Annotated in this window: 21 protein-coding genes; 8 read left to right on the top strand and 13 right to left on the bottom strand. The window is 60.1% G+C overall.

Annotated elements, in window-relative coordinates:
• The first annotated feature begins 90 nt into the window (after positions 1 to 90).
• Positions 91 to 1,143 (top strand): sigma-54-dependent Fis family transcriptional regulator, encoded by a 1,053-nt coding sequence (locus tag EM6_RS05590; RefSeq protein WP_126420912.1) that lies wholly within the window; start codon positions 91 to 93, stop codon positions 1,141 to 1,143.
• Here EM6_RS05590 and EM6_RS05585 read toward each other — a convergent pair.
• The 5 genes from EM6_RS05585 to miaA all read right to left on the bottom strand — a co-directional run bounded on the left by EM6_RS05585 (position 1,125) and on the right by miaA (position 8,290).
• Positions 1,125 to 1,970: an MCP four helix bundle domain-containing protein gene (locus EM6_RS05585; protein WP_126420910.1), complete on the bottom strand. Its 846-nt coding sequence runs from the start codon at positions 1,968 to 1,970 to the stop codon at positions 1,125 to 1,127. The genes EM6_RS05590 and EM6_RS05585 overlap by 19 nt on opposite strands.
• Before the next feature lie 267 nt (positions 1,971 to 2,237).
• Positions 2,238 to 4,049, bottom strand: a complete 1,812-nt coding sequence (locus EM6_RS05580; RefSeq protein ID WP_126420907.1) for an IlvD/Edd family dehydratase — start codon at positions 4,047 to 4,049, stop codon at positions 2,238 to 2,240.
• A 27-nt stretch (positions 4,050 to 4,076) separates the two neighbouring features.
• Entirely contained in the window at positions 4,077 to 5,228 is a 1,152-nt protein-coding gene (locus tag EM6_RS05575; RefSeq protein WP_126420905.1) for an aldose epimerase family protein, read from the bottom strand.
• Between the two features lie 214 nt (positions 5,229 to 5,442).
• On the bottom strand, positions 5,443 to 7,371 hold the full coding sequence (locus tag EM6_RS05570; RefSeq protein ID WP_126420903.1) for an alpha/beta hydrolase family protein: 1,929 nt from the start codon (positions 7,369 to 7,371) through the stop codon (positions 5,443 to 5,445).
• 61 nt (positions 7,372 to 7,432) lie between these two features.
• On the bottom strand, positions 7,433 to 8,290 hold the full coding sequence (gene miaA / locus EM6_RS05565) for a tRNA (adenosine(37)-N6)-dimethylallyltransferase MiaA (RefSeq protein ID WP_126420901.1): 858 nt from the start codon (positions 8,288 to 8,290) through the stop codon (positions 7,433 to 7,435).
• Positions 8,291 to 8,367: 77 nt separating this feature from the next.
• On the opposite strand from miaA, the gene EM6_RS05560 reads away from it, so the two are divergent.
• The 3 genes from EM6_RS05560 (at position 8,368) to EM6_RS05550 (ending at position 12,077) form a co-directional block, all read left to right on the top strand.
• Positions 8,368 to 9,465, top strand: coding sequence for an Mrp/NBP35 family ATP-binding protein (locus EM6_RS05560; RefSeq protein ID WP_126420899.1), 1,098 nt, complete (start codon positions 8,368 to 8,370; stop codon positions 9,463 to 9,465).
• Between the two features lie 66 nt (positions 9,466 to 9,531).
• Positions 9,532 to 10,899, top strand: coding sequence for a tetratricopeptide repeat protein (locus tag EM6_RS05555; RefSeq protein ID WP_126420897.1), 1,368 nt, complete (start codon positions 9,532 to 9,534; stop codon positions 10,897 to 10,899).
• 86 nt (positions 10,900 to 10,985) lie between these two features.
• Complete coding sequence (locus EM6_RS05550; protein WP_126420895.1) at positions 10,986 to 12,077, top strand: NADH:flavin oxidoreductase; 1,092 nt, start codon at positions 10,986 to 10,988, stop codon at positions 12,075 to 12,077.
• A gap of 151 nt (positions 12,078 to 12,228) precedes the next feature.
• On the opposite strand, the gene EM6_RS05545 is transcribed toward EM6_RS05550, so the two are convergent.
• Complete coding sequence (locus tag EM6_RS05545; RefSeq protein WP_126420893.1) at positions 12,229 to 12,750, bottom strand: dihydrofolate reductase; 522 nt, start codon at positions 12,748 to 12,750, stop codon at positions 12,229 to 12,231.
• 115 nt (positions 12,751 to 12,865) lie between these two features.
• Positions 12,866 to 13,699, bottom strand: a complete 834-nt coding sequence (locus EM6_RS05540; RefSeq protein ID WP_232037105.1) for a thymidylate synthase — start codon at positions 13,697 to 13,699, stop codon at positions 12,866 to 12,868.
• Positions 13,700 to 13,948: 249 nt separating this feature from the next.
• Here EM6_RS05540 and ilvC point away from each other — a divergent pair, with 249 nt between their 5' ends.
• Positions 13,949 to 14,947: a ketol-acid reductoisomerase gene (gene ilvC / locus EM6_RS05535; protein ID WP_126420891.1), complete on the top strand. Its 999-nt coding sequence runs from the start codon at positions 13,949 to 13,951 to the stop codon at positions 14,945 to 14,947.
• A gap of 19 nt (positions 14,948 to 14,966) precedes the next feature.
• Entirely contained in the window at positions 14,967 to 15,623 is a 657-nt protein-coding gene (locus EM6_RS05530; RefSeq protein WP_126420889.1) for a YiiX/YebB-like N1pC/P60 family cysteine hydrolase, read from the top strand.
• 65 nt (positions 15,624 to 15,688) lie between these two features.
• On the opposite strand, the gene EM6_RS05525 is transcribed toward EM6_RS05530, so the two are convergent.
• The 6 genes from EM6_RS05525 to argB all read right to left on the bottom strand — a co-directional run bounded on the left by EM6_RS05525 (position 15,689) and on the right by argB (position 21,194).
• Complete coding sequence (locus EM6_RS05525) at positions 15,689 to 17,143, bottom strand: nucleoside hydrolase-like domain-containing protein (protein ID WP_197723598.1); 1,455 nt, start codon at positions 17,141 to 17,143, stop codon at positions 15,689 to 15,691.
• A 77-nt stretch (positions 17,144 to 17,220) separates the two neighbouring features.
• Positions 17,221 to 18,081, bottom strand: a complete 861-nt coding sequence (gene dapD / locus EM6_RS05520; RefSeq protein WP_126420887.1) for a 2,3,4,5-tetrahydropyridine-2,6-dicarboxylate N-succinyltransferase — start codon at positions 18,079 to 18,081, stop codon at positions 17,221 to 17,223.
• A gap of 100 nt (positions 18,082 to 18,181) precedes the next feature.
• A complete protein-coding gene (locus EM6_RS05515; protein WP_126420885.1) occupies positions 18,182 to 18,985 on the bottom strand; it encodes a DUF2145 domain-containing protein in 804 nt (267 codons plus the stop codon).
• A gap of 1 nt (position 18,986) precedes the next feature.
• Positions 18,987 to 19,328 carry a hypothetical protein gene (locus tag EM6_RS05510; protein ID WP_126420883.1) on the bottom strand — a complete coding sequence of 114 codons (342 nt, stop codon included), beginning with the start codon at positions 19,326 to 19,328 and terminating at the stop codon, positions 18,987 to 18,989.
• 88 nt (positions 19,329 to 19,416) lie between these two features.
• Positions 19,417 to 20,067 (bottom strand): pyrimidine 5'-nucleotidase, encoded by a 651-nt coding sequence (locus tag EM6_RS05505; protein ID WP_126420881.1) that lies wholly within the window; start codon positions 20,065 to 20,067, stop codon positions 19,417 to 19,419.
• A 188-nt stretch (positions 20,068 to 20,255) separates the two neighbouring features.
• Complete coding sequence (gene argB, locus EM6_RS05500; RefSeq protein WP_126420879.1) at positions 20,256 to 21,194, bottom strand: acetylglutamate kinase; 939 nt, start codon at positions 21,192 to 21,194, stop codon at positions 20,256 to 20,258.
• Between the two features lie 298 nt (positions 21,195 to 21,492).
• On the opposite strand from argB, the gene EM6_RS05495 reads away from it, so the two are divergent.
• A complete protein-coding gene (locus tag EM6_RS05495; protein WP_126420877.1) occupies positions 21,493 to 21,909 on the top strand; it encodes a cupin domain-containing protein in 417 nt (138 codons plus the stop codon).
• A gap of 116 nt (positions 21,910 to 22,025) precedes the next feature.
• Complete coding sequence (locus EM6_RS05490; protein ID WP_197723596.1) at positions 22,026 to 23,171, top strand: calcium:proton antiporter; 1,146 nt, start codon at positions 22,026 to 22,028, stop codon at positions 23,169 to 23,171.
• Positions 23,172 to 23,332: the final 161 nt, after the last annotated feature.

The raw sequence follows: 23,332 nt of genomic DNA, 5'->3' as shown, positions 1-23,332 counted from the left end.
GGTGTCGAATCTGTCGCATTTTGCGACAGATGACAGACGTCGAAAGCGGGCGCATAATGTCCGCAACAAACGATAATGCGGCAGGAAACCATGACCACCGATCCGGCCCGCGTCGAGGCGGCGCGTAAGTCCTTCTTCGAAAAGCGCAGCCTGCCCGTCGATCAGGTGGGGCATGCCATACTGCGGTCGTGGATACGCTGCGCTGATATGGGGCTGAATGCGGCTGCCGATCCGCGCACCGAAGCCCCTTCGACCAGCGATGTGCGATTGCTTCACGAAAAGCACGAGGCGCTGCGCCGCATTTCACGCCCGGAACTGGACGCCTTACATGCTGAGGCGCGTGAACTTTCGGGCATCGTCATCCTCACCAATGCGCGCGGCGAAATCCTCGATGCCGTCGGTGATCCGGGCTTTGCGGGCAAGGCGGCGGAGGTGGCGTTGCGCCCTGGTGTCCTATGGAGCGAGGACGGCACCGGCACCAATGCGATCGGTACGGCAATTGCCGAGCGTCGCCCGGTGGCCGTCAACGGTGCCGAGCATTATTTTCAGGCGCACCGCGTGTTGAGCTGCGCCGCGACGCCGATCATCGACCCGCGCGGCGCGGTTCTGGGGGTGCTTGACCTCTCGACCCCGGCCCATATGCAGGGTGGACACATGCTGGGCCTGATGCGGCTGGCGGTCGAACAGATCGAACACCGCCTGTTTCGCGAAGGCTTCGAGTCGTGCCAGACCCTGCGTTTCCATAGCGATTCCAGCCTGCTGGGGGCGGCGCGCGAAGGTATTCTGGTCTTTCGTGACGGGGTGGTGGTCGCCGCTAACCGCCGTGGCCTGTCGCTGACCGGGCATAACTGGGACGATCTCGACAGCCTGCGCTTTGACGACCTGTTCGATGCCGGGGGCTTGCGGCCCGGCGCGCTGCACCTGCGCGACCACGAAGGGCGGCTCTATCACGCGCGCTGCGAAGAGGACGGCACGGCCCCGGCAGTGACGAACCTTACCGAGGGACGGCTGGACGATGTCGAGACGGCGGCCATTCGGCGTGCGCTTGAGGCGCATGGGGGTAATGTCAGTGCGGCGGCGCGGGCACTGGGTATCCACCGTTCGACCATTTACCGCAAATCGGGTCAGTCCAGTATGAGTTGACGTGCTTCCAGCGCTTGCAGGCGTTCGGCTTCGCGTTGAGCGGCGACGATTTTTTCCGCTTCGATGGCGTGGGCCTTGAGCCGGGCGATGGCGCGCCACAGTTCAGCCACCTCTCCCTTGTCGCCGGTCTGTTCCGGCACCGGTGTATCGAGCTTGCCTTCTGACAGGCTGATGATGGTCCCGGCCACGTGCCGCAGCGGGCGGGTGATGAAGTGGAGGATGGCCAGAGCCGACAGACACAGGATTCCGGCTATCGAAAAGAGGGCCATCAGCAGAAAGGTCTGACTGCGCTGTGCTGAAAAGGCGGCGGCTTTCGCCTGGGTGCTGGTGAGGTCCTTGCGGGCTTCAACCACCAATTTGTCCAGACTTTTTTGCAGTTGGATACGATCTTCCCGGCTGGACGTGCCCAGCGCGGTGGCCTTATCGATTGCCCCTTCGTTCGCCAGAGCCACCACCTGACGACGGACCGCTATGAATGTACGCGCAGTCGGTTCAATCTCGGTGTAACGGGCACGTTCTTCGGCATCTTTTGACTGCTGCCAGCTTTGAAGCACACGCTCAACCTCATTGAGGCTGCGGGAAAGGTTCCCTGCAAAAACCTTCGCTTCGGCGGCATCCTGCGACAGGTAAATGCCTCGCGATTCCATCACAACATTGCTGACCATATGGTTGATGCGTTCGATGTCGTAGGCGTGTTCGTAGGCGGCACCGTACGCGCCCATCATCGTCTTGTAACGGTCGAGAGACATCAGGGCGAGGCTCGTAATGAGCAACGACATGACGGCGAACGAGGCAATCAGGGCCATCAGGCGCAAACGAATCGACATAGGTCCCAAACCCGAAACAGATAACGCGATTATGACACCTATAGGTGCTTAAGTGTAAAGATCGTGTTTATTGCGCTGATTTTGGTTATAAATTGGGCTATTTGGTTGATGTGGCGGTAATATATTGCATAGAAACGATATCCGCCTTACATAAAAGTGCGACGAACACTTACCGCAGCACAAAAAAGTATTAACCCTGATCTGGCGGTAATAAAAAACGCCGGAGGCTGACCTCCGGCGGCTGAACAAACGCTTTAACAAAAGAGATCAGTGGTTGTCGCGCGGGACGCCCGCACCGACCTGAGCGATGCGCTGATACTTGACGGCGTTTTCGAGCACCATGCCCGACCCCATCTGGCCGACGACGCCCCGCTGCATTTCCTGCCACGGGGTCTGGTGCGCCGGGTACTGGAAGCCACCGGCAGCCTCAAGCGCGGCGCGGCGCTCGGCGATTTCCGCGTCGGAGATCAGGACATTGACCGTGTTGTCATTCAGATCAACGCGCACCTGATCACCGGTTTGCAGGATGGCAAGGTTGCCGCCCGCCGCCGCTTCGGGCGAAGCGTTGAGGATCGACGGCGAACCCGACGTGCCCGACTGACGGCCATCGCCGATGCAGGCCAGAGAGGTGACGCCGCGCTTCAGCAGGTAGTTGGGGGCGCGCATATTGACGACTTCGGCGGCACCCGGATAGCCGATGGGGCCAGCACCGCGCATGAACAGGATGCAGTGTTCGTCGATGTTCAGGGATTCGTCGTCGATGCGGTGGTGATAGTCTTCCGGGCCGTCGAAGACGATGGCGCGACCGGTAAAGGCGTTGGGCGAGGCCGGATCGGACAGGTAGCGCTCGCGGAATTCCGGGCTGATGACCGAGACCTTCATCACCGCCGAGTCGAACAGATTGCCCGACAGGACACGGAACCCGGCGGCCAGTTTCAGCGGTTGCTCGAACGGACGGATAACGCGCTCGTCCTCGATGACCGCATCGCGGCAGTTTTCGCCGATCGTCTTGCCGTTAGCGGTGATCGCGTTTTCATGGATCAGCCCGTGCTTGATCAACTGACCCACCACGGCGGGGACGCCACCGGCATGGTGGTAATCTTCACCCAGATATTCACCGGCCGGCATCAGGTTGACCAGCAGCGGCACCTCTTCGCCGTACTGCTGCCATTCCTCGATCTTCAGCTCCACGCCGATATGGCGGGCCAGCGCGTTGAGGTGGATCGGGGCATTGGTCGAACCGCCAATGGCCGAATTGACGCGGATGGCGTTGATGAAGGCTTCCTTGGTCAGAATGTCCGACGGCTTCAGGTCTTCGTGGACCATATCGACGATGCGCTTGCCCGTGCGGTAGGCGCATTCCTGACGGTCGCGGTGCGGGGCCGGGATGGCGGCCGAGTAGGGGAGTTGCATCCCCAGCGCTTCGGCCAGGCTGTTCATGGTCGTTGCCGTGCCCATGGTGTTGCAATAGCCGGTCGAAGGCGCCGAAGACGCCACCAGCTTGATGAAGCCCTGATAGTCGATTTCCCCGGCGGCCAGCAATTCGCGGGCCTTCCACACGATGGTACCCGAACCCGTGCGCTCACCCTTGTACCAGCCGTTGAGCATGGGGCCCACCGACAGGGCGATGGCCGGGATGTTGACGGTAGCGGCAGCCATCAGGCAGGCCGGGGTCGTCTTGTCGCAGCCGATGGTCAGCACGACGCCGTCCAGAGGATAGCCATAGATGACTTCGACGAGGCCGATATAGGCCAGATTGCGGTCAAGGCCCGCCGTCGGACGCTTGCCCGTTTCCTGAATCGGGTGGACCGGGAATTCGATAGGGATGCCGCCCGCTTCGATGATGCCTTCGCGGATGCGCTTGGCCAGTTCAAGGTGGTGGCGGTTGCACGGGCTGAGGTCGGAACCGGTCTGGGCGATGCCGATGATCGGCTTGTCCGACTGCAACTCCTCCAGCGACAGGCCGAAATTCATGTAACGCTCAAGGTAGAGCGCCGTCATGTCGGCGTTTTCAGGATTGTCGAACCAGGCGCGCGAACGGAGCTTGGTCTTGGAACGGGAGAGGTTGCGGTCGGACATCGGTGTGGGCGTTCTTTACTTCTTGGATTACTTGGCGACGAAGAGGTGGTGAACCGTCGTCTGGGTGTAGGTTTCGCCGGGGTTCAGACGGGTGGTCGGGAACTGCGGCTGGTTGGGGCTGTCGGGGAAGTGCTGGGCTTCGAAGGCCACGGCGTCGCCCATGCGGGTGACCTGACCGTTGCGGCCCGGAACCTTCCCGTCGAGGAAGTTGCCGGTGTACATCTGAATGCCAGGCTCGGTGGTCAGTATCTTCAGGCCGCGGCCCGACTTGGCGTCGATCAGGGTGACGGCCTGTTTCGGAGTCTTGGTCACACCACCGCGCAGGACGTAGTTGTGGTCTATGCCAAGGCCGATCAGGATTTGCGGATCGCGCGCATCGCGCACGCGCTCATTGATCACCGCCGGCTTGGTGAAATCGAAGGGCGTGCCCTTGACCGGGGCGATATTGCCGTAGGGAATGGCGGTTTCATTGGTGGGCAGATAACCGTCTGATTCCAGTTGCAGCGAGGCCTCGAGCGCCGAGCGGCCCGAACCCACACCCGCCAGATTGAACAGGGCATGGTTGGTCAGGTTGACGATGGTCGGCTTGTCCGTCGTCGCCTTGTAGCGGATGGTCAGATCGTTGTTTTCACTGAGGCTATAGGTCACCTCGATCTTCATGGTGCCGGGATAGCCCTCTTCGCCGTCCGGCGAGGTGTAGGTGAAGGTGGCCGAAGCCTCGCCCGTCTTGCCGCCGCTCTTGACCGAAGCCAGGGTCCAGTTGACCTTGTCAAAGCCTTTCAGGCCGCCGTGCAGGTGGTTACCATTATTGTTGGTGGCCAGCGTATAGGTCTTGCCATCCAGGGTAAACTTGCCCTTGTTGATGCGGTTGGCGTAGCGGCCGACGGTCACCCCCAGATATTGCGGGGTTTCGACATAGCCCTTCAGGTCGTCATAGCCGATGGTGATTTCGGCGGCCTTGCCATTGCGGTCGGGCGCCCACAGCGATTGCAGGGTCGCGCCGTAGGTGATGACCTTGGCGGAAACGCCCTTGGCGTTTTTCAGCACCACGGCCTTGACCTCGCTGCCGTCGGACAGCTTGCCGAAGGTTTCGCTGGTGGCCGTAGCGGCCTGCGCGGCATTGACGCCCATCAGCGTCAGAACAAGCGCTGCGAGCGCAGACGAATTGCGGAGAGTCATGGCGTCAGGCCTTTCCCATCAAGGAGCTGTTTTGCGTTTCCCGTAGTCATTTGGCGCCGGTTACGCCGGATGCCGTAACAGCCTGATTAAACCCTGCCTTTTAGTCAGACAATAGGTAAAATGCAGAGCGTTTAATTATATGATAAATTATAGGCTGTGTTCTCAGGCTATCAAGTGGACCATCCGGGTGCAGAAAGCTTCCAATGTCCAGAAATCAAGCGGGATTGTGCGTCTCAAGGAAGGCGATGGCGGCCTTGAGCAGCGCTGTGCGTGTCGTCTCGACCGACAGCCAGTGGTCTTCACCCTTGAGCCGGACCAGTTCCACAGGCTTACCCGCCTTTTTCAGCGCGGCCTCCATCCGTGTGGACTGTGAGAAGGGCACTACCGTGTCGTCAAGACCGTGTAAGAGCAGCACCGGGGCCGTGATTTTAGTAGCATTTCTGGCTGGAGAAATGGCTTCAAGGTCCGACCCGGCCAGAAAGGTTTGCCAGTAGCGATAGGTAAAGCTCTTGCGGCCGCTGTCGATCGCCTCGTTCATCATCATATCGGGTAGGTCGTACACACCAGAAATGCCGATGGCGCAGCGATAGACGTCAGGTTCAAACGCTACGCCGGCCAGAGCCGCATAACCCCCATAGGAGGCGCCGAGGATGGCGACACGCCTTGGATCGATGATCCCCTTCCCGCTGAGGTGCCGCACACCATCTGACAGATCGGTCTGCATCTTGCGTCCCCATTCGCCATGACCCTTTTTCACAAAGTCGTATCCATAACCGGATGATCCGCGAAAATTGGGTTGCAGGATCGCGTATCCACGCGTAGCCAGTGCGTTGGCAAGCCAGTCAAAGCCCAGATCGTCACGCGACTGAGGCCCGCCATGCGGCAGGACAATCAGGGGGAGGTTCTTCGCTTCACGCTGCGGCGGCAGGCTCAGATAGGCTTCAATGCCAAGGCCATCTGTGGTCGTATAGGTAGTTTTCGTCTTGCTGGCGATCCAGTCGGCAGGCAGGTCAGGATAGCTCCCGCCGATTTCCATCATGGCCCCGGTACCGAAGTTCACGAAAAAATAAGCGCCGGCCGTGTTCGGTCCCTCGACGTAAAGGATAACCTTTCTGGGGTCCTCGATGGCCATGTCAACGATTTTGACGAGGTGTTTCGGCATGGCCATCTGCGCACGTTCGGCGATCTGAGCCAGAAAGGGATCGGTATAATCGTAACGTATCCAATCTTCGCGGTAAGAAAAGCCTGCAAATCGTTTTGTCTGCGGATGGATCAATGCAAAGGCACGTCTTCCCTTGATCTTGAAGGGTTCGCTGCGCATGCCATCAGGCGCGATTTCAACGATGCCAGACGTGTCCTCCTCGTCGTCATCGGTGAAGGGAAAGCGCGCAATGATCGAGTAGCCTTCGCGCCCTAGACAAATCAAACGCGGAATGGCTTTGCCTGTGTCGTTGTTGCGATTCTTGTAATTGCCGGTGAACACGGTCTTCCAGCCGTCGCCGTCACGCATATTGATCTTGAAGTTGCGGCTGCCCCAGTCCATTTCGGAATAGGCTACGGGGATGCCCTCGGGGGTCACCACCCAGTCGAAACCGTTATAGTCGTATGAAATTTGTGTACTTTTTCCGGTCGCAGGATCAAACCGCGACAGGACCCGCGCCGTGGAAAACAGGATCTCGTACTTGTCGTCTACCCGCACGCGCTCCGGCATCGCACCTGTATTAAAGCTAACAAATGTGCCCTTTTGCAGATCCAGCACATTGGTCACGTAATGTTCGTAAGTGGCATTGCCTTGCGTGAAGCTTTTGACCACCGCGATATGATTGTTAGAGGCCCAGAATATCGCCCTGATCTTGGTGTCGGGCAAGCTTAGCCGTTTTTCGGTCTCGCGCGTGACGCGCGTGTGTTTTTCGCTGCCATTGCTCAGATCGTAGTCGAACAGCATGTCCTCGCCATTCTTCTTGGTGAGGACGGCGATGCGTTTGCCGTCCGGAGAGATGGCAGTGTCGAAAATGGCCGGATCGCGCGCGAAGACAACGGGGTCTGGGCGCGCCGTAGACGCGCGGGCGGTGGGTGTGCCCATTGCAGCGATCAGTGCGGAGACGGCAGCGCACAGGGCAGTGCGGCGGTTCAGGTCGGTCATAATTATCCCCCCGTATGTCGTAGAAAGCTCATATCAGCGGCGAGCGTCACCTTTGTAAAGGTCATGAGGCGAATTGGTTGCCGAAAAAGGTCGTCTGGCGCTTGGCGTAGTTGCGGGTCTTTTGTTTGGCCAGAGTGCGGCCCTCATCGAGCGTCATTTCGCCCTTTAGATGGGCCCACAGCTCCGGCAGGCCCAGCACGCGCAGAATGGGCCAGTCGGCTTGTAAGCCCTTGTCCATCAGGGCGCGCACCTCGTCCAGTGCGCCGTGTTCGATCATCTGGTCGAAGCGCTGATCGCAGCGGGTATAGAGCCCGTCGCGGTCGGGTTTGAGAATGTCGAAGCGATAGCTGGCCGGCGGCAGGATGGGGTGGGTATTGGTTTGCCAGTCGCTGAGCGCCCGCCCGGTCTGCCACACCACCTCCAGCGCGCGGCACAGGCGCTGACGGTCATTACGGGCCAGCCGCGCCTCTGTCACGGGGTCGAGGGGACGTAGGGTGTCGCGCACAAAGTCTTCCCCCTGTTCGTCATAGGTGGCGCGGGCACGCTCACGCACCTCAGGCTCTATCTCCGGGATTTCGGCCAGTCCGCGCACCAGAGTGAGGAAATAGAGCCCCGTACCGCCCACAATACACAGGGGCGTTTCGCCCTTTTGCGCCGCCGCGATAAAGGGCAGGGCGGCGCGCAGCCAGTCACCGGTGGACCACTGCTGGTCCGGGGGCAGAAAACCATACAACTCATGCCGGGCCTGCGCGCTCTCAGCCGCATCCGGGCGCGCGGTCAGTAACGGCACATCGGCATAGAGTTGCATCGAATCGGCATTGAGGATCACCCCACCGGTCTTAGCCGCCCAATCCAGCGCGCGCGCCGTCTTGCCCGAAGCGGTCGGGCCGCCCAGCAACAGAATGTGAGGGTCTGGCATCGGCGAGGTCTGCAAAAGGGGTTGTGTCGTTCCTATTTCCGCCTATACGGCCCTGAAGACCCAGCGGAAAGACAAATATGCCCGATCTCGACAAACAGCAGGTACTCGACGTGCTCAACACGGTCATCGACCCGGTGAGCGGGCAGGGGCTGGCCACGGCCGGGCTGGTGCGCGGCCTGACCGTATCGGGCACGCGCGCGGGCTTCATGCTGGAGGTGCCGGCGGCACAGGTCGAACGCTATGCACCGGTGCGCGAGGCTGCCGAAGCCGTACTGGCGGCCCTGCCCGGCATCGAAAAGGCGCAGGTCGTTCTGACCGCCGAAGTGGCCGAACCGCACACGCCGCGTCCCGGTCCGCAGGCCAAGCTGTCGCCGCAGGCCGCCGATCAGGGCAAGCCGAAGGCCCCGGTGGCCACGGCCCGTCCGGATCATGTCAGGTACGTTGTTGTGGTCGGTTCCGGCAAGGGCGGGGTGGGCAAGTCCACCGTTTCGCTCAATCTGGCGCTGGGGCTGAAGGCGCTGGGGCTGAATGTCGGCTGGCTCGATGCAGATATCTACGGCCCGTCGGGTCCGGTCATGCTGGGGCTCAATACGCCGCCGTCGTTCAGCGATGACAAGAAGATGATCCCGCCGGTCGCCTTTGGTTTGAAGGTCAATTCGGTCGGTTTTCTGGTCGATGCCGATCAGGCGATGATCTGGCGTGGGCCGATGGCGTCACAGGCTCTGACCCAGTTGCTGACTCAGACGCAATGGGGCACGGCGGAAACCCCGCTTGATGTACTGATCGTTGATCTACCGCCGGGGACGGGCGATGTGCAACTGACCCTGACGCAAAAGACTCTGATCGACGGAGCGGTGGTGGTCTCGACGCCGCAGGATATGGCGCTGATCGACGCGCGCCGCGCCGTGACCCTGTTCGACAAGACGCAGATACCGGTGCTGGGGATTGTCGAGAACATGGCCTATTTCGTCGGCCCCGACGGTACGCCGGTCGAGATATTCGGCCGCGGCGGCGCGCAAAAGATGGCGCAAACGCTGGAGCGGCCGTTTCTGGGCGAAGTGCCGCTCGATCCGGCCTTACGGCAAGCGGCCGACCGCGCCACGCCGCTGCGCGATGGCCCGATGGCGGAACGGTTTGCGGAAATGGCCAAGGCGTTGTGGACGCAGTTGACCTAAGCCGGCGCTTCATGCTTGTGTAGGGGCACAATACGCGCCGGGGAGGCGTGGTCAGGGGGGGATAACATGTGTAGGAACGTCATCACAGGCTTCGTGGTCAGCCTGTGCCTGTTGTTTATGGTGGGCTCGCTGGCTGCGCAAACCATGACACCGCCGCCGACCTACATACCCAATCGCACCTATCAGGAACCCAGACGTGACACGACCTCCAGCCGATTGGCCGATGCCAAGCGGCGTTCCGAGGCCGAAAAGGCGCTTAGAGAAGGCCCCGATCCGATCGTTGAAAAGGCGATTGCCGAAAAAAATTATTCCTTCCTGCTCAAACGCTACGAAAAGGACTGCAAGCAGGCCCAGATTGATCTCAAGCGCACCGGCAAACTGCCGTCCCGCGCGACGTCCTTCGACAAGGCCGGTCAGTTGGTCAAGGGCTGCCATGGCTTGGCGCAGATGTACGAAAAGGGAGAGGGGGTCGCCGCCGATACGACGAAAGCCGCCGATCTTTACCGAGCGTCGGCCCGGTTGGGCGTTACAGATTCACAGGATGCGGCGGTGCGTTTGTCGGCCGATCCGATAAAGGCGCTCGAAGCCTTCGCGCTTGATCCGGAAATGGGATATGATCACCGCTGCTACAGCACGCGCAAGCTGGCGACGATCTATGTCAGAGGTGACGGCGTGGCCAAAGACCTGAAGCAGGCAGTAAAATGGAATCGTGTCTGTTACGATGCGGCAGGCAAGAGCATCGAAACCTATCTGCCGGGCTATGTCCAAAACGGTGCCTTCACCCTGATTGATCTTTATTCGAGTACTGATCCGAATATTCGAAACCTTCCCGAAGCGCGCACTATCGCTTTAAGACTGGTGGAAACCAAGGCCGTCATCGCGGATAAGTATCGCACCCTAGCACAGTATCTGGCGGGCAACTTGTTATATGACCCCGAAGCGGGGGTGCCTGATCGTAAGCGCGGTCTGGACTTGCTCGAAAAGGCCGCCGGTGCGGGCTATCCTGAGGCGATGATCAGGCTATCTGAAATCTACGCCGCCGGGGATGGCGTGCGGGCAGACGTGTCAAAAGCGACCGAATGGTTGGATAATGCCGTGGCGGCCAAGAATGCCCGCGCACAACATCGCAAAGCCCAGCAGGCGTATACGGCCAAGGACATGGTGATGGCCAAGGCCTTGTGGATCGAGGCCGCCAAACAGGGGTATAGTGACGCCCAATATGCTCTGGCGCAGTTTTTTATCAAAGAGACGGCCAAGACGCCGAATGATCTGGCCAATGCCTATGTCTGGCTGGATGTGGCGGCCAAAAATGGACACCCAGAGGCGGCGGCGGCACGCGATGCCCTTAAACCGCAACTTCCAGACACTTTGTTGAAGGCGGCTGAGGCGGCTGAAGCCAATCTGATCAAGGCCTTTCCAAAAGTGATCGGATAAATTCTGACAGTGGCGGGATAGATTTCTTGCGCCTGCGAAAAGCGTAACCATATCCGCTTCGGTTACTTTTTAATCGGAGCTCCCTCATGTCGTTAGACACCCTGTTTTCGCCCTATGAACTGAAATCGCTGAAGCTGAAAAACCGCGTGGTCATGGCCCCCATGACGCGGGAGTTTTCGCCGGGCGGTATCCCGACCGCTGACGTGGCCGCCTATTATCAGCGGCGCGCCGAAGGCGGGGTGGGGCTGCTTCTGACCGAGGGTACGGTGATCGAGCGTCCGGCTTCCAAGAACGAGGCCGGTATCCCCAACTTCTTCGGCGAGGCGCTGCCGGCCTGGGGCAAGGTGGTCGAAGCGGTCCATGCCAAGGGCGGGCTGATCGCGCCGCAAATCTGGCACACCGGAGCGGCCGCCTCGCGCGGTGAGTATGATCCTCAGCCGAAGCAGAGCCCTTCGGGCATTGCGCTCGACGGTACGCAAAAGTGGGAACCGATGAGCGATGCCGATGTGGCCGACACCATCGCCGCCTTTGCGCGCGCCGCGGGTGACGCCAAAAAGCTGGGCTTCGATGCGGTGGAACTGCACGGGGCGCACGGCTATCTGATCGACGAATTTTTCTGGGACCGCACCAATAAGCGCGGCGATCAGTGGGGCGGCGATACGATCGGTGCGCGCACCAAATTTGCGGCCGAGATCATCAAGGCTGTGCGCGCCGAGGTCGGGGCAGACTACCCGCTGATCATCCGCATTTCGCAGTTCAAGGGCGGGGTCTATGACGCCAAGGTCACCCACACGCCGCAGGAGTTGGAAGACTGGGTGCGGCCGCTGCTCGATGCCGGGGTGGATATCATCCACGCCTCGCAGCGCCGCTTTTGGGAACCGGAATTCGAAGGCTCGGACCTCAACTTTGCCGGTTGGGTCAAGAAGCTGACCGGGGCCCCGGTGATCACGGTGGGCAGCGTCGGTCTGGCCGAAGACTTCATCACCTTCTTCGGCGGGGCGCAGGCCAATCCGCAGGGCATTGACGAGTTGCTGCGCCGTCTGGAGCGCGGGGAGTTCGATCTGGTGGCCGTCGGTCGTGCTTTGCTGGCCGATCCGCAGTGGCTCAACAAGGTGCGCGCCGGTCAGCTTGAGGACGTCAAGGCGTTCGACCGCTCGGCACTGGCTTCGCTGGTGTAGTTGTTTTTACTCCCCCAGTTTACTGGGGGAGGTGGCACGCCGAAGGCGTGACGGAGGGGGGCAGAGGCCGATTCTAAAACCCCCACCACCGCATCTCACTCACTACGTTCGCTCGTTCGGTCCCCCTCCCCAGTAAACTGGGGAGGTATAATTATATGCGTTTCCGCTCATAGACCTTCAGCGTGAAGTCGTAATCGTCGCCCTCAGCCCTGGGGCAGAATTCCGACTTCACCTCGGTCCATTGTGCCGGGTCGATCTGCGGGAAGTGCGCGTCGCCTTCCAGCGTCGTGTGTACCTCGGTCACATAGAGACGGTCGGCCTTGGGCAGGGTCTGTTCGTAAATATTGGCGCCGCCGATCACCACCACCTCATCGGCCCCATCGTCAGCGGCGTGTTCGCGGGCGATATCGAGTGCTTCAAACAGCGAATTGCACACGATGCCGCCCTCGGCCTCGAACTTCAGATCACGCGAGCAGACGAGGTTCAGCCGTCCTGGCAAGGGCTTGCGCGGCAGCGAGTCCCAGGTGTTCGAGCCCATGATGATGGGTTTGAACTGGGTAATGGCCTTGAACATCTTCAGGTCGGATTTCAGATGCCAAGGCAGGGCGTTGTCGCGCCCGATGACGCGGTTTTCGCTCATGGCGACGATAAGGGCGAGTTTGGGTTTGGGCATTGATGTCTCCCCCTCTTCCTGCATGCGGGAAGAGGGCTGGGGTGAGGGGCTAATCCGTATTGCCCCTCATCCGGCCTTAGCAGGCCACCTTCTCCCCGTAAACGGGGAGAAGGGATTATACCGCCACCGGCGCTTTGAGGATGCCATGAGACTGGTAGTTAATGACTTCAATATCTTCGAAGGCAAAGTCAAATAAATCGGTCTTCGGTGCCAGTTTCAGCGTCGGGAAGGGCATGGGGTCGCGCGATAGTTGAGTCTGTGCCTGTTCGACATGGTTCAGATAGAGGTGCACGTCACCAAAGCTGTGCACGAAGTCACCGACCTGCAGACCAATAACCTGAGCCACCATGTGCGTCAGAAGCGCATAGGAGGCGATATTGAACGGCACACCGAGAAAGATATCGGCGGACCGCTGATAGAGTTGACACGACAGCTTGCCATCCGCCACATGGAATTGAAAAAGGCAATGGCAAGGAGGTAAGGCCATGTCCTCTATTTCTGCGGGATTCCACGCCGAAACTATATGACGTCGTGAGTAAGGGTTGTTTTTTAGACCATCCAATAACTGGGTAATTTGATCTACAATTCGACCATCCTTACCTTCCCAGCGGCGCCATTGTTTGCCGTAAATACAGCCTAAATCACCTTTTTCGTCGGCCCAATCATTCCAAATTTTTACGCCCTTATCCTGAAGCGTTTTGACTTTGGTATCCCCGGCTAAAAACCAAAGGAGTTCGTGAATGATGGACTTCAAATGAAGTTTTTTGGTTGTGATAACAGGAAAACCTTCCGACAAATCAAAACGGATTTGTCGGCCAAAAAGCCCCTTGGTTCCAACACCCGTACGATCACTACGTTCCACGCCGTTATCAAGCAGGTCACGAAGTAATTCCAGATACTGGTATTCGGGATGCAACTTGATGCGCATTGGTGCAGGTTTGTCAAACATGTGATTCATCCGCATAACTGATGAAATTTCCACTCGCCAAGCCAGCCGGATTATCTTAGCGACTTCACCAATAAATCGGCATATCGCAACAAGCTCGACTCTTTAGAAATAAGAAATAGAGCTTGATGGTTGGTTAATCTTTTGGATCAACCACTATCACGATCCGGTATGAAAACCGATGTGAAAATTTCGTTAATCAAGGTTAATGCGACGATTCTCCGTCGATGGCTACGATGTTTTGGAGTTCCCATGACTCTGCCCGTCTATTATGATCGCGACTGCGACCTGGCTGTGATCCGCGGCAAGCGCCTGCTGGTCATCGGCTATGGTTCGCAAGGCCGCACGCAGGCGCTGAATGCCCGCGATTCCGGTGTATCCGACATCCGCGTGGCGCTGAAACCCGGATCGGCCACCCGGGACAAGGCCGCCGCCGATGGGTTTGCGGTGGTGACGGTCGAAGAGGGTGTGCCATGGGCCGAGGTGATCGTGGTTCTGACGTCTGATGAGGCGCATCAGGCCCTGTTCCGCGATCAGGTGGGGCCGCACCTGCGGGCCGGTCAGGCGCTGATCTTTGCGCATGGGCTGTCGGTCAATTTCGGGCTGGTCACGCCGCCGAAAGATGTGGATGTGCTGCTGGTCTCGCCCAAGGGGATCGGGCCGCGCATCCGCGACATCTATGAGGCGGGCGAGGGGGTCTTCTGCCTGTTTGCCGTGCAGCAGGACGCCACGGGTCACGCCAAGGCCATCGGCCTGTCGTTTGCGGCGGCGCTCGGTTGCGGGCGTAAGGGGATTTTGGAGACCACCCTGAAGGCCGAGTGCGAAAGCGATCTGTTCGGTGAGCAGGTGGTCCTGTGTGGCGGGACGCGCGAACTGGTCACCACGGCGTTTGAGACTCTGGTGGCGGCGGGCTATCCGCGCGAAGTGGCGTGGTTTGAAACCTGCTACGAGCTGAAGCTGGTGGTCGATTTGCTGTGGGAGCGCGGCATGTCCGGCGGTTTTGAGAAGATTTCCAATACCGCCGAATACGGGGCCTATCTGACCGGCCCGCGCATTATCGGCGATGCCTCAAAAGCGGCTATGGACGCCGTGCTGAAAGACGTGCAGTCGGGCGATTTCGTGCGCGCCCTGATGGCGGACTATGACGCCGGCGCGGTTGACCTCAAACGCCGCCGCGCGTCACTGGCGGACAATGCGCTGGATCAGACCAAACGGTACTTGGACGGGGTGGCGGATTCTGCTAAACTTTGAACAAAGTTCAGGGGTGGCAATGAAAATCTGGCGATTGGCGGGCGCGGCGGCGCTTATTCTTCTGATGTTCGGTCTGGTCCGGTGGTTCTGTCCCATGCCGGACCTGCATCAGGGCGACCTGATATTCCAGACTTCGCGTAGCCAGCAATCAAAGGCCATTCTGGTCGCCAGCCGCAGCCTCTACACCCACATGGGCATTGTCAAACACACTTCATCCGGTTGGATGGTGGTCGAAGCCGTCGGACCGGTAAAAGAGACACCTTTGAGGGAGTGGACGCAACGCGGCAAGTTCGCGCGTGTCGCCGTCTATCGTCCGAAAGCCTTGACGATTCGCCAGAGGCAGCAAGTTTTTTCGGAAGCCAAACGTCTCTACGGCCGACCTTATGACGTATATTTTTCATTCGAAAATCGCGCCATCTACTGTAGCGAACTGGCCTATCTAGCCTTTGAGGCTGCTGGGATTGAGCTGGGGGAACGTCAGCGAATTGGCGATTTGGGTGTGCTCAAGGGTCCCGCAAAGGACCTGATTGCCAAACGGGCAATCGTTGATCCCGAATGTCGTGGTTTGGATCGTAAAGCCTGCATGACCAAGGTTCTCGTGCGTGAGTTAGTGACACCGGTGAGCATCGCGCGCGACCAAGACCTTAAGAAGGTTTACTCTAATTATCCGATCTAAAAATTCTTCGCAATTCGTCGGCGGAGTTGGGAAATTGTTGCAGAACTAGCTTGGTAATGCTGCCCCTACCGCTTCACGTCGATGATCACCCGCTTGTAGCGCGTCAGGGCCGGGGTGCCTTTGTCCGTCACGGCCACGATGACGTGCAGGGTGCCGGTGCGGAAGACGCTGTTTTTCGGGATGGTCAGGTTAATTTTGGGCTGATCGGCATTGGCGATGGTCACCATGCGGCCATTGCGCCCGTTAGAGGTCGTAAAGCCGCCGGCTTCGCCATAGACAAACCACTCAAAGCTCAGTGCGTCCTTATCGGGGTCTGTGGAGCCTTCGGCGCTGAGTGACAGCGTGTCCCCCAGCCGCGCCGTTAAACGATCCGGATGCGACAGTATTGGCACCGGCGGGTGATTGGCCTCGGCATAGGGCTTGATCGTCCAGTCCATGCGTGCGGCAAAGTCGTTCTGATAGGCCTGACGCCAGCGCCAGATGGTGGCGTGATTGCTCGTGTGCCAGTTGCCATCGACCCCCAGCACCTCGTCCTCGGCATCGGTCCACAAAGGCCGCGTTTCCGGGATCAGGTGCCAGCGCGCGGGCGGTGGGGTGTAGAACTCATAACGCCCACCCCAACTGCCCCAGTCGGGGTGTTCGGGCGCGCCCAGACCGTTATTGATCAGGTACAGGAAGCTGGGGGTATCGCCTTCCATCAGATAGATGGGTTTCGGGTATTCGGCCCCCAGAGGCCCCTTGCTCATAATGTGGGTTTGCAGCCACGGCACATCGACCAGACTGAAATCCGCACCGACAAAACGCCCGTGGAAACGGTCGCCGCTGATGCCCGACCAGGTGGCGTGGTGATAGGCGCCGCCGTCGTGCATACCGGGGCTGGCGATATAGAAAAGGTCCGGAAAGGTCTGACGTAGCCATGGGCCGGAATCGTCTTGATCGGAGATGGTATAGACGCGCAACTTGGCCACAAAGCGCTTCAGTTCGGCCTTGCTCCGCGTGGCGCGCACCTTATGCAGGGCCTGAGCCAGCGTATTGGGGCCGCCCCACACCAGCACCCACAGCGGACGCTCATCGCGGCGATCCACCGCCCGGATAAGTTGCTCAGCCCCCGGCGAGGTCAGGCCCTTCCCCACGGCCGTCATGCCATAGGCTTGCGGGCCTTCGCTGACCACAGACAGGAGGTGTTCGGCGGACGGATAGCCCGGTTCGTGGCGGTTGAGGTTGGGCTGCACCTGCCCATAGGCGCGCACAATCTGGCGGATGCGCTCCGGGGCCGTGTGGTGGCGCATATGGATGGAGGTGGTCGCGACCAGACCCTCGATATCCCACTGATTGGCATAGGTCAGGAACCGCACCAGAGACTCCGCATCATCTGGTTCGTTCTCGATATCGGTCAGGACGAAGACGCGCGGCTTGTCGGCCGTTGCCGGGGCGGCTGTGGTGACCGGCTCTGCGGCCTGCGCCAGCGGGCTTGCCCACACCATAAGACACAGGGCCGCAGCCCATCCGCGCAGTCTCATCCGTCTCATCCCTCTATTCTTGGCCTTATATTTCTGGCCTGGCAGTGTGGTGGGCCACGGGATAAGCGTCAACCGGTTTAATCGCGCAGCAGTTCGTTGATCCCGGTCTTGGAGCGCGTCTGGGCATCGACGCGCTTGACGATGACGGCGCAGTAGAGGTGCGGGGCGTTCGGGTTCTTGTCGTTCGACGACGGCATGGAACCCGCCACGACGACCGAATAGGGCGGCACTTCACCGTAGAAGACTTCGCCGGTGGCGCGATCGACTATGCGCGTCGATTGCCCCAGATAGACGCCCATGCCCAGCACCGAGCCTTCGCGCACGATGACGCCTTCGACCACTTCGGAGCGCGCCCCGATAAAGCAGTTGTCTTCGATGATGGTCGGGTTGGCCTGAAGCGGCTCAAGCACGCCGCCGATACCGACGCCGCCCGACAGGTGCACGTGCTTGCCGATCTGGGCGCAGGAGCCGACCGTGGCCCAGGTATCGACCATGGTGCCTTCTCCGACATAGGCGCCGATGTTCACGAACGACGGCATCAGCACGACATTCTTGCCCACAAAAGCACCGTGGCGGACGATAGCGCCCGGCACCGAGCGGAAACCGGCGTCCTGATAGTCTTCGGCCTTCCACTTGGCGAACTTGTTGGGCACCTTGTCCCAGAAGGGGCCGATAGGGGCCTGTTCAAACAGGCCACGCCCCGTGTGCATCAGGTGGTTGCCATTGAGGCGGAAGGAGAGCAGCACGGCCTTTTTCAGCCACTGATGCGTGACCCATTCGCCGTCGATCTTTTCGGCGACGCGGAAGCGGCCATTGTCTATCAGGCCCAGCGCCTTTTCCACCGCATCGCGCACCGGACCGGTGGTGGACGGCGACAGGGTGTCGCGGATTTCCCAGGCGGCTTCGATATCGTCGTGGAAGGCGGCGAGGTCGGACATGGCGGCTCTCATAAGGTCTGTCAAAGAAGGAATGACAGGGCCTTAAGACCTATGATCCTTCGGATCAAGGTTTCTTTTTTCGCTCACGCTCAGGCGCTGTTTACTGAGTGCGCCTGATCACATACGCCTCTGTCGCCAGTTCATGTTTGAGCATAAACGCCGACAGGCTCTCATAGGTGGCGGTACGGATCGCGCCGGGGTGGTCGTCGGTGCGCAGGCGCGCATCGGCCATCGGCCCCAGCGTGCGTTGCACGAAGCCGGCCTTGACAGTGGTCGGTTCAAACCAGCGCGTCAGATTGGCCTTGATCTGAGGGTAGGAGTCGGTCTCCCATGCCGCCGCCGCGACGACATCCAGCACAAATTCGACGCAGTTCTGGTACTTCGCCTCCAGCGGATTGGATACCAGCGAATAGTCGCTGACGTGCAGGCGCGCATAGGCGGGCGTGCCGATCAGCGCCCGCAGCCGCCGCTGCATTTCCGGTGTCGGGATTATGACCCCGACATCGTCTTCGGCCGAGACGCTGGCGAAATTCAGAGGGAAGTCCTGCTTCAGATAGGACTGGCTGACCGGCAGGGTCTTTCCGTCGCCGTGATAGAGATTATAGACCGCATAGCCCTGAAGGTGGCGTCCGCCGGCGGTGGTGATGTCGCTGTGGACCCAGAAGGCCCCGTGCGTATAGGCGATGCCGGGCGGCAGCTTGTCGTGCGCGCGGCTGGTGCGAAAGACGATGGCCACCCGCGCGCCCCTGGCCGCCAGATTTTGCTCGATCTGTTTGGCGAAGGCGGCGGCTTCCGGCGGGCTGAAATGCGGTTTGGCGTTGGCGGCGCTGTCGCCGGATTCGTTGCCCGCCCACGCGCCGGTGGGCAGGAGCAGGGATACAGCTAGCAGCGCCGCCCGCCACACCTTACTGCGCCTTCTTTTGCGGCTTTTCGGCCTCGTTTGGAACCTTCGGCGCGTCCTGCGCCACCACGGTTTCGGGGCTGACCGTCAGCGGTTTATTGGCTTCGTCCCAGACGGCCTCGCCGGAATCGCGGATCGCCGCACCGGTGCTTTCGGCTGAGGCCCCGACGGCGACAAAGGGCAGGGCGGCGCTGCCGGCCACCACCATCACGCCGGCGCCCGACAACTGGGCGGTGGCTTCGACCGAATTGGCCGCGGCCTTGGAGGTGTTTTCAAGGCTGTCCTGCGCGGCGGCGGGCAGGGCAAGGGCAGACGCGAACAGGATAAGGGCAATCGGTTTGAACATGACCATGATCTCCGTGACACGCCTGTGAACGGCGTTCACTGAACATGGTTCAGAATTCCCAATGCGTCAAGTTAATTTTGAACGCCGTTCATTCCGTAAGGAAAACTTTCAGCGACGCCGCCCGGATGTGCACGAACGCATCGGCATTGGCGTCGGCGTGCGGGCCGACGAGGATGGTGGTCATGCCTAGTTCGTGCGCGGGTTTGAGGTTTTTCGGGCTGTCTTCGAAGAAGGCCGTTTCGGGACCGGTCACCGCGTGCTTTTGCATCATGCGGTGAAAGGTAACGAGGTTCGGCTTGGGGATCAGGTCGGCATGGCCCAGATGAAACACATCCTCGAACAGAGGGGTCATCTCCAGCTTGTCAAGAATGCGATAGGCGTGCTGTTCGTCGCCATTGGTGAAGACCAGCTTGCGGCCGGGCAGGGCGGTGATGGCGGCATTCAAGGTCGCATCGGGCACAAGGCCATCCAGCGACACGTCATGCACCTCGTTCATAAAGGCATAGGGGTCGATGTCGTGATAGGCCATCAGCCCGGCGAGCGTCGTCCCGTGCTCATAGAGGTATTTTTTCTGAAGCGTGCGCGCCTCTTCGCGCGGCAGGCCCGTTTGTCGCATGACGAAATCGGTCATGCGGCCTTCGACCAGAGCCATGACCTCGGCTTCGGGCGGATAGAGGGTGTTGTCGAGGTCAAACAGCCAGGTGGAAACGTGCGGAAGGTTTTGAACATGCGGGCTCATACCGCCTGTTTCGGATTTTACCTGTGTATGTTCAAGTGTTTTGTTGGGCGTCGCGATAAAAGGTCTTGGCCACGAAAAACACGAAAAGCTGAAAAAGCAGGCTTTTTGCGCCTGATTTTACAAGAGCCATCCCTGTGTGAGCGGACTGAATTTTCGAGATTTTCGTGTTTTTCGTGGCTAAATCTGACTTAATCCCGCGTGATCAGCGTGCCCGCGCCGTGCTCAGTAAACAACTCGACCAGCATGGCGTGCGGGCGGCGGCCATCGAGGATAACCACGGCTTCCACGCCGGCGTCGATGGCGGCAATGGCGGTTTCGAGCTTGGGGATCATGCCGCCCACGGCGACGCCGGTTTCGATCAGGTCCTTGGCTTCCGATACCGTCATCTGACGGATCAGGCGCTTTTCGCCGTCCAGCACGCCGGCAATATCGGTCAGCAGCAACATGCGCTTGGCGTTCATCTTGCCCGCCACGGCCCCGGCCACGGTGTCGGCATTGATGTTATAGGTCGCGCCGTCTTCGGCTACGCCGATGGGGGCGATGACCGGCACATAGTCGTGTTCCAGATCACCGATCAGGGTGCGCAGCAGCTTGTCGTCCACGCGCTTGGGCTCACCCACAAAACCCAGATCGACCACCTGTTCGATCATCGAATCCGGGTCTTTTTTCAGGCGCGTCGCCTTTTCAACGGTGATCAGGCTGGCGTCCTTGCCCGACAGCCCGACACCGCGCACATCGGCTTCCTGACCGGCGCGCGTGATCCAAGAGGCGATTTCCTTGTTCACCGCACCCGACAGCACCATTTCGGCGATTTCCATGGTCGCTTCGTCGGTGACGCGCAGGCCGTCGATAAAGGTCGATTTGACGCCCGCCCGGCCCAGCATGGCCGAAATCTGCGGCCCGCCGCCGTGCACGACGATCGGATGGATGCCCAGCAGTTTCAGCAGCACGATGTCCGAGGCGAAGATGCGCGCCGTTTCTTCCTGCCCCATGGCGTGACCGCCGTACTTCACCACGACGATTTCGCGGTCGTAGATCTGGATAAAGGGCAGGGCTTCGGCCAGGGTTTTGGCCGTGGCCCAGCCGTTTTCTTCGATGGTTTCGGTCGTGGCGGTCTGAATGATCATTTCAGGAAGACTTACCCCGGTTACACCTGACGGCGTATCAGCAAAAGGTGACAGTACGATGAGCGCGCGCATTACAGGATATGCGGCGGCGTGTCATTAGCGTTTTATGCCTGATGCGTCGCAAAATTCAGGCTAGATCATTATGATTTCTGGTAGAAACATAATGATCTAGCTTTTTGTTTCGCCCCTCGCCGGGTGGTGGCCTCGCCACCTTGGCCGCCGCCTCAATGGCGGCTTGAGCGGAATGATTCCGTTTGAAATCATTCCGCTAAGCTAAGGGCTGCAAAGGAGACGCGCCATGACCGACGCTCACGCTATCATCGCTGAATTGCGGATGCAGGCGCATCCGGAAGGCGGGCACTATGTCGAAACCTTCCGCGACAACCCTTCGGGCGGGCGCGGGGCGTCGTCGTGCATCTATTACCTGCTTCAGGCGGGGGAGCGTTCGCACTGGCATCGCATAGATGCCGTCGAGGTCTGGCACTACTATGCCGGTGCGCCGCTGAAACTCCGCCTGCATCACGAAGGGCAGGGGTGGGAGGTGGTGTTGGGGCCGGATGTGCTGAGCGGGCAGAGGCCGCAGGGCGTGGTGCCGGTCGGCGGCTGGCAAAGCGCAGAGAGCCTGGGGGACTGGACTCTGGTCGGATGCACGGTCGCGCCGGGCTTTGATTTTGCCGGATTTGAAATGGCCCCGCCGGGCTGGGAACCGGGATAAACCGCACAAATCGCTTCCGTCCGGGTTTGAAACGGTGACCGGGCACCCTATGTCAGAACAAAGGCCTGTTGATCCGTCCGGGCCATCCCCTCGCCACACAGGAGCTACGCGACCGAATGCCAGGAACCCAACCCGAAAGCCATAACGCTTTGTCGGCAGAGTCTCCCAAGCCGCATACCCCCATGCACGCGGTTCTGCCCTTATGGACGCTGGTCGTACCGTTTTTGGGGATGGGGGCCTATCTGGCGCAACTGTCTTATCTCGGGCTGGCGGGTGTGATCGGGGCGGCGGTCCTCATGATGGGCTGCGTTCTGGCGGCTGTGCACCATGCCGAAGTCGTGGCGCACCGCGTAGGTGAGCCTTTCGGCACGCTGGTTCTGGCCATTGCCGTGACCATTATCGAGGTGTCGCTGATCGTGTCGCTGATGCTGTCGGGGTCAGGTGATACAGCGACTCTGGCCCGCGACACGGTGTTTGCGGCGATCATGATCATTATGAACGGTATTGTCGGCATCTGTCTGCTGGTTGGCGGGGTGCGCCATCACGAGCAGCGCTTTGTGCTCAAAGGCGTCAGTTCGGCCCTGTGCGTGCTGGCGGCCATGGCCTGTCTGTCTCTGGTCCTGCCGAACTTCACCTCCTCCGTGCCGGGGCCATTCTTTTCGCCGTCGCAACTGATCTTCGTCGCCGTGGTGTCGCTGATCCTTTATGGCGCCTTTGTGCTGGTGCAGACGGTGCGCCATCGCGACTACTTCCTGCCGTCGGGCGAAGGTGACCTGAAACCCGACGCCCATGCCGAGCCGCCGACGCTGAAAGAGACCCTGATCGCCTTTGGCGTGCTGATCGTGGCGCTGGCCGGGGTGGTGCTGCTGGCCAAGAGCCTGTCGCCGCATATTGAAAAGGCGGTGGTGGGCGCAGGTCTGCCGCTGGCCGTGGTAGGGGTGCTGATCGCGGCTCTGGTGCTGGCGCCGGAAAGCCTGTCGGCCATCAAGGCGGCGCGCCGTAACCGCCTTCAGACCAGCCTCAACCTCGCTTTGGGCTCGGCGCTGGCGACCATCGGCCTGACTATTCCGGCGGTAGCGGTCTTAAGCGTCGTCATGGGCTGGCCTCTGTCGCTGGGGCTCGATACCAAGTCGATGGTCCTGCTGTTGCTGTCGTTCGTGGTGTCGATCTTTTCACTGGGCACCGGCCGTACGACCGTGTTGCAGGGCGTGACGCATCTGGTGATCTTCGCCACCTATCTGTTTGTGACCGTGGTGCCATAAGCATCCCGGCTCCCAGCGTGCAGGAAGAGAAGGTATCCACAGATGACACAAATTGCACAGATGGGCGCTTTGCGCCTCGGATTAATCCAGATAAAGCTGCCGTTAGACTCTCTTGATCTGTGAAATCTGTGGTTTTTAACCCGGTTGAACCTTGCCTGTCA

This window comes from Asticcacaulis excentricus (genome assembly GCF_003966695.1).
Lineage (GTDB): Bacteria > Pseudomonadota > Alphaproteobacteria > Caulobacterales > Caulobacteraceae > Asticcacaulis > Asticcacaulis excentricus_A.
Note: the sequence above shows the minus strand (reverse complement) of the source record. Positions and strands in the feature narration are given on the sequence as shown.

Excerpts from the sequence above, each read along its gene's own strand:
- EM6_RS05545 (WP_126420893.1), bottom strand. The coding sequence starts at position 12,750 with ATGCCCAAACCCAAACTCGCCCTTATCGTCGCCATGAGCGAAAACCGC.
- EM6_RS05490 (WP_197723596.1), top strand. The coding sequence starts at position 22,026 with ATGCCAGGAACCCAACCCGAAAGCCATAACGCTTTGTCGGCAGAGTCT.
- argB (WP_126420879.1), bottom strand. The coding sequence starts at position 21,194 with ATGATCATTCAGACCGCCACGACCGAAACCATCGAAGAAAACGGCTGG.
- EM6_RS05510 (WP_126420883.1), bottom strand. The coding sequence starts at position 19,328 with ATGTTCAAACCGATTGCCCTTATCCTGTTCGCGTCTGCCCTTGCCCTG.
- EM6_RS05590 (WP_126420912.1), top strand. The coding sequence starts at position 91 with ATGACCACCGATCCGGCCCGCGTCGAGGCGGCGCGTAAGTCCTTCTTC.
- EM6_RS05575 (WP_126420905.1), bottom strand. The coding sequence starts at position 5,228 with ATGACTCTCCGCAATTCGTCTGCGCTCGCAGCGCTTGTTCTGACGCTG.
- EM6_RS05560 (WP_126420899.1), top strand. The coding sequence starts at position 8,368 with ATGCCCGATCTCGACAAACAGCAGGTACTCGACGTGCTCAACACGGTC.
- miaA (WP_126420901.1), bottom strand. The coding sequence starts at position 8,290 with ATGCCAGACCCTCACATTCTGTTGCTGGGCGGCCCGACCGCTTCGGGC.
- EM6_RS05530 (WP_126420889.1), top strand. The coding sequence starts at position 14,967 with ATGAAAATCTGGCGATTGGCGGGCGCGGCGGCGCTTATTCTTCTGATG.
- EM6_RS05570 (WP_126420903.1), bottom strand. The coding sequence starts at position 7,371 with ATGACCGACCTGAACCGCCGCACTGCCCTGTGCGCTGCCGTCTCCGCA.
- ilvC (WP_126420891.1), top strand. The coding sequence starts at position 13,949 with ATGACTCTGCCCGTCTATTATGATCGCGACTGCGACCTGGCTGTGATC.
- EM6_RS05540 (WP_232037105.1), bottom strand. The coding sequence starts at position 13,699 with ATGTTTGACAAACCTGCACCAATGCGCATCAAGTTGCATCCCGAATAC.
- EM6_RS05585 (WP_126420910.1), bottom strand. The coding sequence starts at position 1,970 with ATGTCGATTCGTTTGCGCCTGATGGCCCTGATTGCCTCGTTCGCCGTC.
- EM6_RS05525 (WP_197723598.1), bottom strand. The coding sequence starts at position 17,143 with ATGAGACTGCGCGGATGGGCTGCGGCCCTGTGTCTTATGGTGTGGGCA.
- EM6_RS05555 (WP_126420897.1), top strand. The coding sequence starts at position 9,532 with ATGTGTAGGAACGTCATCACAGGCTTCGTGGTCAGCCTGTGCCTGTTG.
- EM6_RS05550 (WP_126420895.1), top strand. The coding sequence starts at position 10,986 with ATGTCGTTAGACACCCTGTTTTCGCCCTATGAACTGAAATCGCTGAAG.
- EM6_RS05580 (WP_126420907.1), bottom strand. The coding sequence starts at position 4,049 with ATGTCCGACCGCAACCTCTCCCGTTCCAAGACCAAGCTCCGTTCGCGC.
- EM6_RS05495 (WP_126420877.1), top strand. The coding sequence starts at position 21,493 with ATGACCGACGCTCACGCTATCATCGCTGAATTGCGGATGCAGGCGCAT.
- dapD (WP_126420887.1), bottom strand. The coding sequence starts at position 18,081 with ATGTCCGACCTCGCCGCCTTCCACGACGATATCGAAGCCGCCTGGGAA.
- EM6_RS05505 (WP_126420881.1), bottom strand. The coding sequence starts at position 20,067 with ATGAGCCCGCATGTTCAAAACCTTCCGCACGTTTCCACCTGGCTGTTT.